The organism is Arthrobacter sp. I3, assembly GCF_000520575.1.
In the GTDB taxonomy this organism is placed as follows: domain Bacteria; phylum Actinomycetota; class Actinomycetes; order Actinomycetales; family Micrococcaceae; genus Arthrobacter; species Arthrobacter humicola_A.
Map to the genome: position 1 here is coordinate 25497 of NZ_KI914915.1, position 15619 is coordinate 41115.

Consider the following 15619-nt stretch of genomic DNA (forward strand, 5'->3'; position numbering starts at 1 on the left):
GGCGCCGGAGCGGCTGCCGCTTGGGCGCCAGCTGCCGGAGCAACAGGCGCGGCGGCCAGTGCAGGTGGCGCATCGGCTCCGGGAGCCGCAGGTGCACCGGCGGTACCGGTGGCAGGCTTGGGGGCCGAGGGGACCGCCGGCTTCGGCGCTGCGGCCACCGGGGCCGTGGCCTTCGCGGCAGGATGCGCGGCCTGGGTTGCCGCCGAGGACGTGGAGTCCGCAGCGGAATGCGCGGCCCCGGTGGCCGGTGAAACGGCTGCGGCGCCCGTCGCGGGTCCGGCGCTGCAGCCGGTCAGGGACAGTGCGCCCAGGCTCAGCGCAATCGCTACTTTGTTCAGCTGTGGTGCCGTGGAGCGTGCCTTCGGCCGTGCATCTTTGAACGTTGATTTATTGAGCGTTGATTTATTGAACGGCGGTTTCTTGAACAACGGACCCCTCCGGGCTTTCGTGGCTGGCACGCACAACCGACGCTGCCAGGGCGGCGGATAATGCGGGAAGTTTCATCCGGCCCCTGCCGCAAGGCATGGGCGAGCAGACGCCGAACGGCGCAACGGGGCCCTGCAAAGGGGCGGTCCGGGGCCCTGCATTCGGGCCGGGCCTCGCGGCCAGCGGCCAACGTTACCGGACCGTTACCTCAGCCCGCAAACCTCCCGGATGAGTGACGTTCCGCACGCCGCCTCCGCCCGGGGTGCCGCGCTATACGCAGCTGGGCTGATATGCCGGGTTGCCCGGGCGGCCGGCCGGCTGACCAAGAGCGTCGGACACGAGACGCTGGGTAACGGGGTCGTTGGGCGCCTGGTCATGGTCAATCACGTCTGCCGGGCACTTGTCCTGGATGGTGATATTGGTGACCTGCTGGGCCGGGCCGGCGAGGAACTGGCTGGGGTAGGGCGTCACCACCTCGTCGTGCGTCGTGGAGATCACCGTGTAGGCCGGACCCGGAACCGTGTCGCCAATGGAGTTGAGCTCGGTGAGGAACGGAGAACCAGCCTGCTGGTCGGCGCAGGCCTGGCAATTCGAGCCTCCCACTGAGGTGGCCGGCGGAACGGCGTCCGGTGTCGGCGTGATGAGCCCGCGGGTTCCGTGGTTGGACGGGGCGATGCCCACAAGGTGGTTCACCTTGTCCGCGCCTCCAAGGAATCCGAGGTAGTAGCGCGGCATCATGCCGCCCTGGCTGTGGCCCACGAGATCAACTTTCCTGGCACCCGTCGAGGCCAGTACCTTCTCGACAAACGGGGCGAGCTGACGGGCTGAGTCTGCCACCGGGCCCGTGGCGTCGACGCCGTTGGTCGCACCGTAGTTCAGCGCGAAAACGCAGTAGCCCTGGCTCTTTAGCGCCGGCGACATCGTCGCCCAGTTCTTCGCCATATTTTCGAAGGTTCCCGGCACCAGGAGCACCGGGTAGGGGTGGGCTGCCGAGGGCCTGCAGGACCAGTCATTCGCGCCGGGCGGCGAAACGTCAATGGTGTCGGCCTGGGCCGCCGGCACACCCATCAGGGATGCGCCAAGCAGCGCCAAGGTCGCAGCTGCCAGCGTTGCGAATGCTGCGGGCGTTTTCGGGTATGGCACGGATTACCTCTTCGGTTGGACGCGTCATCTGTGACGGTCTGTGGGAATGGAAGTGAGGTAGGGATCAGCCCCCGTTGTGATCCGACTCACGTCTCTCAATTCACGCTAGGGAAGGTGCTCCGCGGATCGCTCCAACATGCACGTTTGTGCATGCATTTTTCGACGGCAATGGTGACAGTTGGGGTTCGCATGGGGAGACTGCTGCACAGTTGTGCAGGTACGGGCATGCCGCCCGCCGTCGCCTCCGGCCACCTCACTCTCCGGTCACCTCACTCTCCGGGCGGGAAATCGTAGGAGGCGTGGATCGTCGCCGGCGCGGTGCCGTAGGACAGGACGATCTCGTCGTGGGCCTTGAACGGGAGGTCCCGGATCCCGGCGTCGAACTTCCGGCCGTTCACGTAAACGGTCCAGCCATCCAGCGAACCCCCACCGGTGCCGGGGGCGCCGGTGCCACCGAGGACGCCCCACTCCGTCAGGAGCTGCCCGAGGGTGAACACCTGCCCGGCGGTGGGGGACTCGATGTGGACCACGCCAGTGGTGTCGTGGGTGTGCAGTGCTGAGATGCCGTTGGCCCTGTGGTCAGCTCCGGCGGTGATGCCGATATTTGCCGGCACCGCGATGGGCTTGCCGTCCTTCAGCACGTCCAGATGTGCGTGATAGTGGTCCACGTTGCCCTCCGCCGTCAGTACCGTGAGGCCGGCCTGGGAGATCCGGCCGGGCGCCCCCGTGATGTCTAAAGCAAAATCAGGGGACGGCGCCGCGGATGCCGCAGGTGACTCAGGAGACGGTGCGGTAGATGGCGCAGGGGCGGCGCACCCTGCCACCCCCAGCGTCATGGCGGAAAGTGCGATGGCGAGTGTCAGCTTGGTGTGCATGGTTGCGTAAACCGCTTTCGATCGGAGGCTTGCCAGTTCAGTCTAGGCAGATGGTCCGGGCCCACTGCCCACCAGGACGGCTTGGCACCGCGTTTCCGCCGCGAGCCGCGAGGGGAAAGAATGAACGGGTGAGTGATGCCGGCGAATTCATCGACCTCTCGCTGCAGCGAGAAGCTTCCTGGCGCCGCGCTGAGCAGCTTCAGGCGCGGCTGGAAACGGAGCCGGCGGGCAGCGGCCTCCGGTTCTACGGCACTTCCGTGGGCGCCGTGCGCGGCACGGTCCGGGATGCCGGCCGCCGCTATCCCGGGCTGTCCCGCGATGAGGTCACTGCGCTGAGTTCCGAACTGTGGGGCGCCGGGCCCGGAGGCTCCGGCCGGGGGCCCGTGCCGGTTTTCGAGCGCCGGCTGGCCGCCGTGGTCCTGCTGCAAGCCAACGTGACGCTGCTGACCAACTCCGACCTCACCCGGCTGGAGGGCTTCATCCGGCAGGCGCGGGTGCGGGACCTTGTGGATCCGCTCGCCGTCGACGTCGTCGGACCCCTGGTGGACGGACTCGATGTTCTGGTCAGGGTGCGGGCCGACAGCGTGCTGGACCGGTGGGTGCGCGAGCCCGATGCCTGGCTGCGCCGGGCCGCGCTTCTCTCGCCGTTGCTGGCGCTGCGCGCGGGCGCGGGGGACTGGGACAGGTTCGTCCGGCACGCCAACGCGGTGCTCGGCGAGCCGGGCGGGACGTTCGACGCCGACGGCACAGCGGTCCGGGATGCCGTCTCCCGGGTCCTGGCAGAGATGGCAAAGCGGAGGCCGGAGCTGCAATTCACATCGGTTGGAGAATAACCCTCCGAACCTTCGCCGCCGGCCCGGCTTTGGTCCAGGCATGTAGACATTCGGACTGTCAGGCCGTCGGACCCCCCGGATCGCCCTGCCCGACGGCGCTGCCGGAATTTCCGGACTTGCCGCCGGCATTTGCCGGGACCGCGAAAGTCCTCGCCGCCCGTGACCCGGCGACGGCGCTCGCGGCTATGGTGACAAGCGCTCCCACCAGCAGGGCCGCGGCCTCGCCTGGGAGCAGGACCTGAAGCTGCGTGCCGATGCTCGCCGCAGCCACCGGTACGCCAAGCTGGGCCGCCGACAACACCCCCAGCGACAGCGGGAGTCCCAGGAAAGCCAGGTCGGCGTGCGCCAGCAGGGCCCCGGCCCCCAGCAACAGGCCGAGGGCCATCATGTCCGGGTGCCCGGCCAGGTCCTTTAACGTCAGCGATGCACCCAGCCACACGAAGAAGAGCGGACCCAGGAAGCCGTCGCTGAGCGCGAACAGTTGCCGGGCCAGCCGCCGCGGTTCGCCGACCGCAGCCATCACCAGGCCGAAAGAAAAGCCTGCCATCATCACAGACACATTGCTCCACGTCGCGACACCGGCCAGGGTGAAGAGCACGGCCAACTGGATCCGTAGCTCCAGGGCAAACTTGCGGCTTTCCGAGAGCCGGTGCACGCGCCGACGGATTCCCTGGCGCTCCAGCCAGCGCAAGCCGACAAAGAGCACTACCGCGCACCCGGTCACCACGAGGACACCCAGCGCCGCCTGGACTGCGTGGGGCGGATCCACCAGGAGCGGCAACGCCACAATGCAGGCTGTGTCGGCAATTGCCACCTGCGCTGTCATAGCGACGACATCTGGCCCGCCGAGGCGCAGGGAATCGACGATTGGAAGCACCAGGGCGGCCGACGAGGACGCCAGCAGCACGACGTAGAGGGGAGCATGTCCAGTCCCGAACAGCAGACCGATGCCGGTTCCGACCACCACCGCTGCCGCTGCGGCCACCATCGCCCGGCGGGAGCCTTTGCCGAGGGCGCCACGGATGTGCGGATCCCGCACGGGAACGTGGGTGCCTGCCACGAACATCATCAGCGCAAACCCGATATTGGCCAGCAGGGTGAACGTCGGGTCCGCGGGGTCCACCAGGGCCAGGCCTGAGCGCCCGATCGCGATGCCGGCCAGCAGCTCACCCAGCATGACAGGCAAGTGCCAGCGCGCCGGCAGGGCCAGCAGGGGGCCGGCCAGGGCGATGACGGCGATCAGCGCCAGGGACAGGAAGGTCACGGTTCTCGGCGGCCGGCCGGCGCCGGGCCTGACCGCCGTTCCACCACCGCGTAGGCCTTGCCGTCCAGGAAGGCCCAGTCGTTGACAACCATGTACCCGAGCGCGTCCACCCGGTCATTGAGGATGTGCTCGTCGAAACCCCCGTCACGCGGTTCCGCGTCCCAGGTGCTCACGTGGACGTCCCCGCCGTCGAGGATCAGCAGCTCGGTGTTGACGTCGAAATCCTCTTGGGGCTGAGTGCTCAACTGGCAGATGGCGACACAATGGCTGTTCATTTTCGGGCCTCCGCTTCCGGTGGTGCTGATGGCATCATCCTATGTTCGGAAACGACGCCGCCCTATGGGCAAATTGCGGCCCGGCATCATGGCTCCGTTACCTGAATGTGACTTTCGGGTGCGGTTCGCGCTACGGTTGATGAGTGCCTGTTGTCTCCGATACGGGCGCTCCCCAGCCGATTGCCTAACTCTGCCGCGGCCCGGGGGTAACTCGCATCAACGTCCGGCAGAGACGGGGAAACCACTTTTGACCTGCTGATATGCAGGTCTTGGGGTGAAGCCGCACAGTGCCCGCAAACGACGGGCCCGGGAGTGCGGCCGGGTGCCTCCCATCCGAATCCGACAGCTCACCTCGCAGGCATTGGGAGAGGCTACATTTTTCATGACTTCAGTCAATACTTTTGCGCGCCATGCCGCCGTCCTCGCCGCCGCATCCGGCCTGGTCCTGACCAGCGGAATGGCCGCCAACGCCGCCACCGCCCCCGTGCAGCGTGACTCTGCTCCGGCGTCGAACGTCGACGTCACCGGACAGGTCAGTGCCCCGGTCAGTGCCGATTCAAGCGTCAAGATTAGCTTCGAGCGCCCCGCAGTGGATTCTATTGCCGCGCCGGTCATCGAACAGCCCGTCGCGCCGGCTCCGGCTCCCGCTGCAGCCCCGGCGGCGGCGCCCAAGGCTCCGGCCAAGCCGGTCATCCAGGTGCAGGCCGCTCCGGCAGCAGCTCCGGCAGCAGCGCCGGCCGCGGCGCCCGCGGGCGGACGCAACGCCATCATGCTCTCGGCCGCCTACAGCCAGGTGGGCATCACCCAGGACTGCACTGCCATGGTGGAAAAGGCCCTTGGCGCCGCGGGTAAGCCCGTTGGCGACATCGGTCCCCGCGCGTTCCTTGGCCTTGGAACCGTTGTAGCGACGCCGCAGCCCGGTGACATGGTGGTCCAGTCCGGCCACGTCGGCATCTACGCCGGCAACGGCCAGGTGGTCAGTGGCGGCATGAACGGCAAGAACCAGACCATGGTCCACCCGCTGTCCTGGCTCACCGCGACCGGCGGCGTGACGTTCGTCCGCGCCTAAGCCGCACGGCCCCGACCCGGGGCCAGACAGTCCGGAAAGACCGGCGCTCGAGTTCCCTTGGGGGCAACTCGACCGCCGGTCTTTCCTGTCTCCGCATTCGGGGGTCCGGGATCCCGATGGCATAGCTTTCCCCGGCGCAGGGTCCTCAGGGATTCCCGCTGCCCATGAGCGGAAGCCTCAATTTCATGACGGTTCCCTCGCCGCCCGTCGCGGCCACCTCGACGGTGCCCCCGGCCGCGACGGCAATCTCACGGACCAGGGCCAGGCCGATGCCAAAGCTCCGCTGTCCCTGTGAGGTGCCGGTGCCGGCCGTCCGCACGAACCGGTCAAAGATCCGGGCCTGATCGACGCCGGTGATTCCGGTCCCGGAGTCCGCCACCGTGATCACGGCGCGCTTCTGCTCGATTGAGGTCGTGATGGACACGCGGCCGCCCGGAGGCGTGTGGGCCAGCGCGTTGTCCGCCAGGGCCAGCACGGCACGCCGCAGCGCATTCTTCTCGATCCGGGCCAGCGGCCGGGCAGCGGCAGAGAATTCCAGGCGCACCTGCCGCTGCTCTGCCACCTGCTGGAGGCTGCCGGCGACGCTGGCGGCAGCGTCGGCGAGGTCGGCAGGGGGCGCGGAGCGGTCCGGGGCCTCCGCGGTTGCCGCGAGGAGCAGTTCGTTGACAATCCCTGTCAGCGTCGCGGCGTCCTCCCGGATCCGGGCCAGGTCGTGGCTTTGCCTGGAGCCGGGCACAGTGTTGCGCTGGGCCAGCTGGATCCTGGTGTCCAGGATGGTCAATGGGGTGCGCAATTCGTGGCTGGCGTCCTGGACGAAACGCCGCTCCCTTGCCAGGGCATCACTGAGGGGACGAATCGCGCTGCGCGCGCTGAGCCACCCGACGATGCCGGCCAGCAGGATTCCCGCCACCCCGGCGATGATCATGGCTTCGAGGACATCCTTGGAATCCAGGTAGGTGTAGGCCGTCCCGGCCGCCGCCGAGCCCGGCACTTCAGGATGGGCCAGTTGGTTCGTGAGGTACAGCGCCGTGGCGGCGAGCAGCCCGAGAACCATGACTGCGCACGCAGCACTGATCCGCACCGCGACCTTGAGGGAAGCCTTGCGCAGGATGGAGTGGTCCGGGTTTCCGCCGGCCGGCCGGCCGTCATTCATGGGCTTCGCCGATCTGGTATCCGAGGCCGTGCACCGTGCGGATCACGGCTTTGGAGATCTTCCGGCGCAAGTGATGAACATAGGTATCGATCACGCCGGGCTGTTCCGAGGCGTGGAAGCACGCCGCGAGGAGCTCATCCCGGGTGAAGACGCGGTCCGGTTCCGCGGCCAGGGCTGCCAGCAGCTGGCCTTCCTTTGCGGTCAGTGACACCGTTTGCCCGTAGACGGAACGGACGGAGCGCTGCGTTGGATCCAGTTCCCAGTCCCCGATCGCCACCGGTGCCGGGGCCGGGGGAGTGAAAGTCCGCGTCAGTGCGCGCAGGCGTGCTGCCAGTTCGCCGGCGTCGAACGGCTTGGTCACGTAATCGTTGGCGCCGGCGTCCAGGCCCCTGACTTTTTCGTCGGCATCGCCCAGCGCGGTCAGGATCAGGATGGGCGTGGCAATGCCTTTCGACCGCAAAGCCGTAATAAGGGCGGTGCCGTCCATGGCGGGCAGCCCGCGGTCCACCACCATGACGTCCCAGCTCCCGGTCAGCCCCTGGTGGAGGCCGTCGCGGCCGTTGGTGACCAACTGGACCCGGTAGTCCGGGCCCAGTAGCTCGGCGATGAGCGGTCCCAGGACGGCGTCGTCCTCGACGAGCAGCAGGGACGGAAGGTCAGCGGAGGTCATGTCAGCTATTCTTCCGCGGCCATTTCCTCAGTCCGCAGTCCGGCCCCGGGTTCTTCTGCCGTGTCGCCGGCGGCTTTGTCTGCGGCTGCGGCGGCGCGGCGGGAGTTCCGGCGGCGTTTGAGGAGCTGCACCACCCCCGGCACGACGGAGACGAGCACCATGGCCACGACGATGGCGTCGATGTTCCTGGCGATGATGTCAAAATGCCCCAGCCAGGTGCCAAGCATCGTCACGGAGGCCGCCCACGCGACGGCGCCGGTGATATTCCACAGGGTGAAGGATTTGTAGTCATAGCGCGCGGTCCCGGCGGTCAGCGGAGCAAACGTCCGGACCATGGGGACGAAGCGGGCCAGCACGACGGCGGCCCCGCCGTGGCGGCGGAAGAAGTCCTCCGTGGTGGTCAGGTGCGCTGTCTTCAGGATCCGGGCGTCGTCCTTGAACCATCGCCGGCCAAATTTCCGTCCGAGCATGTAGCCGACCTGGTCCCCGGCGACCGCGGCCGCGGTGACGACGCCGATCAGCACAGGCAACGTCAGTTGCAGCTGCTGGTGCAGAAGTCCTGCGGTGAACAACAGGGAGTCGCCGGGCAGGAAGGGAAAGAGCACGCCCGATTCGATGAAGACCATCACCGCGATCACACCCAGCGCGGCCGGGCCCAACCCGGCGAGCAGGCTTGCCGGGTCCAGCAGGGACAATGTTCCGGCGGCGTGGACGGCCGGAAGGGCGGCAAAAACGTCCAGGACGGGCATTCTCATTTCTCCTCAGCGCCCAGCGGCCGGCTGCCCGAACGGGCCCGGATCCGCTCCGCTATCCGCGGCGCGAGAAGGTTCCACAGTCCCGCCAGCAGGACCACGGCTGCGCACGAGGCCAGGAACGACGCCGCGACATCCGTGGGGTAGTGGACGCCGATGTACAGCCGTGACCAGGCTACGACGAGGGCCATCACCGCCGCCGCGACGGCCGTGACCTTGGCCCAGCGGGTTCCACGGGCCAGGAAGTACACTGCGAATCCCAATGCCACCGCAAAGGACACGTGGCCGCTCGGGAAGCTGTTGGAACCCGTTTCCGGAGCCAGGGGATCGAACAGCAGGGCAGGGCTGGGCCGCTGGCGGGCCACGAGGAGCTTGAAGAATTCACTTGCCACCCAGCCGGATGATGCCACGAGGCCGAAGGCAACCGCCTTGGCCAGGCCGCCGCGGAACAGCCAGATGTACAGCGCCGCGGCGCCGATCAGCGCGAGGCCCGCCACCGGGCCAAACACGACATTCAGCGCCATCGCGACGGCGGTCAGGGCGGCGGCGTGGTGCTGGCTCAGGTCCTGATCGACCCCGAGCTCGGCGGCATTGAAGCCGGGTGTCAGCTGCGCCGCCAGGCCCAATGCCACGACGGCGGCCGACAGCAGGACGCCCAGCACTAACCAGTGGCGGACCTGGGGGAGGGCCCACAGCCGGGGACCCGCGGCGGGGCGCACGGCGTCGGGACGGCTTGGTGCTCCACTTCGGCTGAGTGCTCCAGCACCGCCCAGCGGCGCATCGCTCTTAACAGGGGCAGGTCCAGTCATGGGATCCTCCGGCTCGGGACAAGGGCGCCCGGACAGGCGACGACTCCCAGTCTTCCGCCAGCCCGTTAAGAAACGCTTAAGAAAGTGACGCGGCGCCGGCCGAGGGGCGACGTCTGGATGATCCGTGCCAGCTACGCGGCGTAGCGCAACAGCGCCACCCCGTTGCCGAAGGCGCGCGTCTCCAGCAGCCGGAGCTGGGCTATGCTGTCCGCAGCCTTGAACAGGGGGCGGCCCCGTCCGATCAGGACCGGATGGACATACAGCCAGTATTCGTCGATCAGCCCGAGCCGCCGGAAGGTGTCGGCCAGTTCTGCCCCGCCCAGGGCCAGGTCCCCGCCCGGCTGCTCTTTCAGGGCCAGCACTTCTTCCGGCACCACCTCCCGGACCACGGTGGTGTTCCAGGCGGCAGATGTCAGCGTCCGGGAGTAGACGATCTTGGGCATGTCCCGCCAGATCCGGGCGAACTCGGCCATCACTGAGCCGGCGGCCGGGTCCTGGTCCGCGGTGGGCCAGAACTCTTCCATCAGCTCGTAGGTGACGCGGCCGTCAAGGAAGGCACCCATAGTGCTGAGCTGTTGGTTGAAATGGCGGTGCAGTTCGTCGTCGACCATGTGCCAGCTGATGTCGCGGTCCGGGCCCTCGAAGAATCCGTCGAGGGACACCTGCATGGCCAGGATGATTTTGCGCATCGCCGCTCCTTACGTTTTCACCAGCGTACGCCGCTGCTTCGGATGGCAGACCCACTTTTTCCCGGAGCCGTACCCTTGCGCGGGAAGCCGCCAGGGGGAAGAATGCTGGAAGTCTATGGCCCCACCGCGGTCAGTCACCTTCGGGGAAGCATGATGCCTGCGAACGATTCGAACAACAGCACCGGGCCGGTCCCGAAGCCTGAACCGGCGCCGCGCCACTACCGCTCCGGCGGGCACCGGGCCAACGACGGTTCCCGGCCCGGTCCGCGGTCCCTCGCCGGGCGTGCGGGGAGGACCCGGCGACAGTATCTGACGGCGGCCGCCGTCGCACTGGCCCTTGTGGCTGCCGGCGTCTATGCAGGCGTCCAGGCGGCGCTACCCGTTGACCCGCCGGCCGCTGCAGCGACGCCAACGGCGCCGGTTACGGATGCCGGCCGGACCGTTCCGCCGGCATCTGACCTGCCCGCAACTGCTTCGCCGACTACTGCTTCGCCCGCGGCCGGCGCCGTCTCGGCGGCCGCCGGGAAGCCCGCTGAGATCCCCGCTGTGCCTGCCGTCGCGGTCCCGGCCATTGACCCGGAACTGGACAGCCAGATCAACGGGATCATCGCGGCCAACAGTGCCTATGCCCTGGGGGTGTCCTTGATCGATGTCTCTGACGGCGTGGTCCACGGCTATGGGGTCCAGGACAAGTTTGTGGCCGCCAGCACGGCAAAGATTCTGGCCGCGTCGGCGTATTACCACCTCGTTGAGACCGGCCGCGCCTCGCTGACCGCCCCCATGGGCAACTCGACGGCCGGCACCCAGATCCGCCGGATGGTCCAGCAGAGCAACAACGACTCGTGGGCGCTGATCCTGCGGGCGGTCGGCGCGCGGGGCATCACGGATTACGCCGGCTCGATCGGGATCACCTATGACCGCACGGTCAACCTGCTGACGCCCGCAGAAATGGCCAGGACCCTCCAGCTGCTCTACACGGGACAGCTGCTCAATGCCCGCAACACCGCCCAGCTCCTGTCCTATATGCAGAACACCAACTTTGAGACACTGATCCCGCCGGCGGTTCCGCCCGGGGTAGGGGTTCACCACAAGTACGGACTGCTGTTCGGAAACCTGCATGACGCGGCCGTCCTGGACAAGGACGGCCGGGCCTTCGTGTTCGTCGTGTACACCCGCGGCAGGAATTACTCCGATATGGGCCCCCGCACCCAGATCATTCAACAGCTCACCCGGACCGTGACCGCCGCCCTGTTCTGATGGTTGAGGTTCTGACGCCAGCCGCTGTTAGACGGACACCGGCCCGGCGGCAGCGCGTTCCTTCTCCCTGGTCTTCCTGGACTTGGCGAACCGGAGATAGAGCGAGGGCACGATGAACAGATTGAGCAAGGTGGAGGTGACCAGGCCGCCCAGGATAACCACGGCCATGGGGTGTTCAATTTCATGGCCCGGGATGTTGCCCATGACAACCAGGGGTACCAGGGCAAGCCCGGTGGCCAGGGTGGTCATGAGGATGGGCGAGAGCCGCTCCGCCGCCCCGCGCATCACGAGGTCGCGGCCGAAAGTTTGGCCTTCAAAGGTTTCCAGATGCTGGCAGTGGTTGATCAGCAGGATGCCGTTGCGCGCGGCGATCCCCATCACCGTGAGGAAGCCAACGAGGGACCCGAGGGACAGGACGCCGCCGGTCATGTAGGCGGCTATGACCCCGCCCACCAGGGCAACCGGCAGCGTCAGCAGCGACAGGACGGCCAGCCGCCAGCTGCGGAAGGACGCCTGCAGCAGCAGGAGGATCAGGACAAGTGCCGCCGCGGAGTAGATCATCAGGCGGTTCGTTGCCGCCTCGCGTTCGGTGTATTCGCCGAGCAGCTGCACGCTGTAGCCGGTGGGGAGCTCCAGGCTCTCCAGCCGTGATTTCAACTCACCGACCACAGTTCCCATGTCCGCTCCGTTGGCCAGGAAGGATCCCACCTCGACGCGGCGGGATCCGTTGGTGCGGTCGATCTGGTTCGGCGTCGCCTGCAGGCTCACGTCCGCGACATCGGCGAGGCGAACCCGCGCTCCGCTGGGCGTATCGATGGGCAGATCCTCGATGCTGGTGACGGAGGAGCGGGTGGCCGGGGTGCTCCAGACCTGGACGTCGTAGGCCCGGCCGTCCCGGAAGACGTCGCCGACCTCCTCGCCTGCCACGAGTGTCGCGGCCGCGCGCCGGACATCGCCCGGTTTGAGGCCGTACTTCTGCGCCGCGGCCAGGTTAACCGTCACGGCAATCTGGGGGACTTCCACCTCGAGGGACACATGCGGGTCCTCGGTGCCCTCGATCGAGTCCATGATGGTCTTGACCCGTTGCGCCTGTTCCCGGAGCACATTGAGGTCGTCTCCGTAGACCCGGACCAGGATGGGTTCGCTGGCGCCGGTGATGACCTCTTCAATCCGCTCCTTCAGATAAGTCTGGACGTCACGGTGCAGCCCCGGGTAGCCGTTGACCACGTCCTCCACGGCGGCCACGGTCGCGTCGTAGTCGGCGTGGCGGTCGATGCTGATCCAGTGTTCGCCGGCATTGACACCGACGATCTCGTCCGCGGCAAATGCCTGCCCGATGTGCGTGCCGCAGTTCAGGACGCCGGGGACCTTGAGGAATTCCTCACAGCCGCGCTGGGAAATCCTGAATTCTTCGGCGGCAGACGTACCCGGTTCGGAGATCCAGTGCATCAGGAAGTCCCGTTCCTTGAATGTGGGGAACAGGGAAGAACCCATCAGGGGAGCGAGGACCAAACCCACCACCGCCAGCACGCCAAAGCCCGCGTAGCCGAACCGGGGCCGGTTCATGGCCTTGGACAGGGCGGCGTGGTAGCCGCGTTTGAGCACCCGGACCAGCGGCGCATCGCGTTCTTCGAGTTTGGCGTTGCCCAGCAGAATCAGGGCAAGAGCCGGCGTCACTGTCAGCGCCACGAACATCGAGGCCAGGACAGCCAGGGTGTAGGAGACGGCCAGCGGCCGGAAGAAGACGCCGGTCAGACCGTCCAGGAAGAAGATCGGTACGGCGGCGACCACAATGATCAGGGTCGCGTAAACGATCGGGCTGCGCATCTCCAGAGAGGCTTTCAAGACCACCGATGCCGCAGATTCGTCACTGCCCCGGGCGCGTCGCTGCCGCAGGCGGCGCATGATGTTCTCGACGTCGATGATCGCGTCATCGACCACGACGCCCACCGCAATGACCAGCCCCGCAAGGACCATTGTGTTGATGGAGCTGGACGTGAAGTAGAGCACGAGTGCGGCTGTAAGCAGGGACAACGGAATGGCGATGATGCTGATCAGGGCCGTGCGCCATTGGAAGAGGAACGCGACGAGGATCATGACCACCAGCAGGCAGCCCAGCAGCAGCGCGATGCTGAGGTTGGAGATCGCCTCCTCGACGAAGCTGGCGGGCCGGAAGATCGTGGTGTCGAAGTTGATACCGCTCAGACCCGGCTGCAGCTCGTGGAGGGCCTCCTCCACGCCTTTGGTCACGTCCAGTGTGTTGCCCCAAGGCAGCTTCTCGACGATCAGCATGAGTCCGTGGCCGTTGTTGATCACGGCGTCACCAATCAGCGGCTGATGGTCCTCGACAACCTGGGCAACGTCGCCCAGGTGCAGCGCCACGCCGTCCTTTTCCCGGATCGTCACCTGGGCCAGATCCGCGGGCGTCTGGATCGGCTGGACGTGGCGGACGCCCATCCTCTGGGTCGGACTGTCAATGAAGCCGCCGGTGCCGATGAAGCGTCCCGGCGAGTACTTCAGCAGCCCGGCGTCGAGGGCGCCGGCGGTGACTTCCATGACCTGGTTGAGGGAGACGTTCTGGGCCTTGAGCTTGTCAGGCTCCACCTGGACCTGCAGCATCTGGAGCCGCTCGCCCCAGATCGCCACGTTGGCCACCCCGGGGACCCGCAGCAGACGGGCCCGGATGGTCCAGTAGGACAGCATGGACATTTCGATGAGCGAATGTTCCGACGACGTCATCCCGATTTTCATCACGCGGCTGGTCGCGGACAGCGGCTGCAGCATCACCGGCGGGGCCGCCCACGTCGGCAGCGCCGCGGTCACCGACGCCATCCGTTCCGAGACGAGCTGACGGGCGTTGAGCAGGTCAGTGCCCTGATGGAAGAGCAGCACGATCGAGGACAGCTGGGGCACGGACTTGGACCGTATCTCGTCCAGGCCCGGCATGCCGCTCACGGCGGCCTCGATCGGCACACTGACGAGCTCTTCGACTTCCTGGGCGGTCAACCCGAGGCATGCGGTCTGGATTTCGACGCGCGGCGGGGCGAATTCCGGGAAGACATCCACGGATGCGGCGCCCAACTGCAGGGAACCGAGCAGCATCACGGCGCACGCGAGGGCGACAACAACCGTCTTGAAACGGAGGCTGATCCCGATGAGCCAGCGCATGTCACTCGGCCGTATCGAATTCGGTCCCGAGAAGTTCCTCGGCACCTGTCGTGACGACGACGGTCCCTGCCGGCGGCCCGTCCGTCAGGACGGCAACGTCGCCGTTGATGCGCTGGACCGTGATCGCTTGGCGGACATAGACCCGGGGCTCAGGGTTGGTGTAGACCCACGCCTTGCCCGAGCTGTCGTACAGGATGGCCCCGTAGGGGGCAGTGAGCTTCCCGGTCTTGGGATCCACTGCAATCACCGCTGTCGCGATCCCAACCCGTTCGACGGCGTGGTCGGTGAGGGTGAGCCGGTGAAGGTCCGTGCCCGGGACTTCAGCGATCGCCGCCGGTTCGCCTTCGGACGGTGCGGCCTCCGGTGCCTGGGCGCAACCTGTAGCGGAGAGCGCCGTGAACGCCGTCACGATCAATGCAGTGATGAAAACCGCGACCTTGTTGCCCCGCGGCGAAGGTGTGGAGTTCATGACGCACCCCGGCTTTCAGTTGGTGCAGCGGTGCCCTGGTCGGCCGGCGCGCCGGGTGCCTGCTGCGGCTCGAACCGAAGCAGCACAGCGGGCACGACAAACAGGGTGAAGAAGGAAGTCGTCAGCAGGCCGCCCCAGATGATCACGGCCAGCGGCAGGATGATTTCCGCTCCGACGACGCCGCCCAGCAGGACCAGGGGCAACAGCACCAGGGCCGTGATCACGGTGGACATCAGGACGGGTCCCAGCCTCTCCCTGCTTCCGCGGACCACCAGCGCGGGCCAGGGCGCTTCAGCATCGGTTGCCCGCAGGTCCCGTACGTGGCTTGCCAGCAGGAGGGCGCCGCGGACGGCGATACCCAGGACTGCGGCGAAGGCGACCAGGGCGACCAGGGCGTTGACGCCCCCGGTGGCCTGGGCGGCCAGCACGCCGCCGGACAGTGCCAGGATCAGGCCCAGGAAGAGCGGGGCGGCGAGCCGCCAACTCCCCGTCGCCGTTTGCAGCAGCACCAGGATGCCGGCTGCGGCGACTGCCGCGAGCAGCCAGAGCCACTGGTAATTGCTTTGCTGCTGGGCGTACTGGGTGAGGATCTCGGCGTGGTAGGACATCGGGAACTGCATCTGCTGCAGGGACGCGTTGATGTCACGCTGGATGTCGCCCAGCGGGCGACCCTGGATGTCAGCCTTCACGTCAATGCGGCGCGAGGTGTCATCGTGCAGGATCACGGATTCGTTCCCGACCATGGTCACCTGCGCGACGTCGCCGAG

15 protein-coding genes, 1 pseudogene and 1 riboswitch are annotated in these 15619 nt (G+C 67.4%); of the genes and pseudogenes, 3 read left to right on the top strand and 13 right to left on the bottom strand.

Annotated features, from left to right (window positions below; all coding sequences use genetic code 11):
• The 3 genes and pseudogenes from Y706_RS29715 to Y706_RS24230 all read right to left on the bottom strand — a co-directional run.
• Positions 1-428, bottom strand: a pseudogene (locus Y706_RS29715) (hypothetical protein); the annotation flags it as partial.
• 268 nt (positions 429-696) lie between these two features.
• Positions 697-1494 (bottom strand): esterase/lipase family protein, encoded by a 798-nt coding sequence (locus Y706_RS0107825; protein WP_043435421.1) that lies wholly within the window; start codon positions 1492-1494, stop codon positions 697-699.
• A gap of 344 nt (positions 1495-1838) precedes the next feature.
• Entirely contained in the window at positions 1839-2444 is a 606-nt protein-coding gene (locus Y706_RS24230; RefSeq protein ID WP_043435386.1) for a hypothetical protein, read from the bottom strand.
• 128 nt (positions 2445-2572) lie between these two features.
• On the opposite strand from Y706_RS24230, the gene Y706_RS0107835 reads away from it, so the two are divergent.
• A complete protein-coding gene (locus tag Y706_RS0107835) occupies positions 2573-3277 on the top strand; it encodes a DNA alkylation repair protein (protein WP_028276161.1) in 705 nt (234 codons plus the stop codon).
• A gap of 58 nt (positions 3278-3335) precedes the next feature.
• On the opposite strand, the gene Y706_RS0107840 is transcribed toward Y706_RS0107835, so the two are convergent.
• Positions 3336-4541, bottom strand: a complete 1206-nt coding sequence (locus tag Y706_RS0107840; RefSeq protein WP_028276162.1) for a cation:proton antiporter — start codon at positions 4539-4541, stop codon at positions 3336-3338.
• Entirely contained in the window at positions 4538-4786 is a 249-nt protein-coding gene (locus Y706_RS0107845; protein ID WP_223916806.1) for a hypothetical protein, read from the bottom strand. Before Y706_RS0107845 ends, Y706_RS0107840 begins: the two co-directional genes overlap by 4 nt.
• Before the next feature lie 201 nt (positions 4787-4987).
• A riboswitch (cyclic di-AMP (ydaO/yuaA leader) is annotated at positions 4988-5191 on the top strand.
• Positions 5192-5198: 7 nt separating this feature from the next.
• Between Y706_RS0107845 and Y706_RS0107850 the strand changes: the two genes are divergently transcribed.
• The gene (locus Y706_RS0107850; RefSeq protein ID WP_028276164.1) at positions 5199-5885 is read left to right on the top strand and encodes a hypothetical protein; all 687 of its coding nucleotides are present in this window, start codon (positions 5199-5201) and stop codon (positions 5883-5885) included.
• Between the two features lie 145 nt (positions 5886-6030).
• On the opposite strand, the gene Y706_RS0107855 is transcribed toward Y706_RS0107850, so the two are convergent.
• From Y706_RS0107855 to Y706_RS0107875, 5 genes are all read right to left on the bottom strand, one after another.
• Positions 6031-7038, bottom strand: coding sequence for a sensor histidine kinase (locus tag Y706_RS0107855; protein ID WP_028276165.1), 1008 nt, complete (start codon positions 7036-7038; stop codon positions 6031-6033).
• Complete coding sequence (locus Y706_RS0107860) at positions 7031-7708, bottom strand: response regulator transcription factor (protein ID WP_028276166.1); 678 nt, start codon at positions 7706-7708, stop codon at positions 7031-7033. The genes Y706_RS0107855 and Y706_RS0107860 overlap by 8 nt, the downstream gene beginning before the upstream one ends.
• A gap of 5 nt (positions 7709-7713) precedes the next feature.
• Positions 7714-8457, bottom strand: coding sequence for a DedA family protein (locus tag Y706_RS0107865; protein ID WP_028276167.1), 744 nt, complete (start codon positions 8455-8457; stop codon positions 7714-7716).
• 2 nt (positions 8458-8459) lie between these two features.
• Positions 8460-9269 carry a phosphatase PAP2 family protein gene (locus tag Y706_RS0107870; RefSeq protein WP_253906720.1) on the bottom strand — a complete coding sequence of 270 codons (810 nt, stop codon included), beginning with the start codon at positions 9267-9269 and terminating at the stop codon, positions 8460-8462.
• Positions 9270-9400: 131 nt separating this feature from the next.
• Positions 9401-9958 carry a dihydrofolate reductase family protein gene (locus Y706_RS0107875; RefSeq protein WP_028276169.1) on the bottom strand — a complete coding sequence of 186 codons (558 nt, stop codon included), beginning with the start codon at positions 9956-9958 and terminating at the stop codon, positions 9401-9403.
• 150 nt (positions 9959-10108) lie between these two features.
• On the opposite strand from Y706_RS0107875, the gene Y706_RS27950 reads away from it, so the two are divergent.
• Positions 10109-11215 carry a serine hydrolase gene (locus Y706_RS27950; RefSeq protein ID WP_253906721.1) on the top strand — a complete coding sequence of 369 codons (1107 nt, stop codon included), beginning with the start codon at positions 10109-10111 and terminating at the stop codon, positions 11213-11215.
• 27 nt (positions 11216-11242) lie between these two features.
• Here the strand turns inward: Y706_RS27950 and Y706_RS0107885 are convergent, their stop codons facing one another.
• The 3 genes from Y706_RS0107885 to Y706_RS0107895 form a co-directional block, all read right to left on the bottom strand.
• A complete protein-coding gene (locus tag Y706_RS0107885; protein ID WP_028276171.1) occupies positions 11243-14383 on the bottom strand; it encodes an efflux RND transporter permease subunit in 3141 nt (1046 codons plus the stop codon).
• A 1-nt stretch (position 14384) separates the two neighbouring features.
• Positions 14385-14852 carry an efflux RND transporter periplasmic adaptor subunit gene (locus Y706_RS0107890; protein WP_028276172.1) on the bottom strand — a complete coding sequence of 156 codons (468 nt, stop codon included), beginning with the start codon at positions 14850-14852 and terminating at the stop codon, positions 14385-14387.
• Positions 14849-15619 (bottom strand): efflux RND transporter permease subunit (locus Y706_RS0107895; protein WP_028276173.1); only part of this gene is annotated, 771 nt, incomplete at its 5' end. The genes Y706_RS0107890 and Y706_RS0107895, both read right to left, overlap by 4 nt.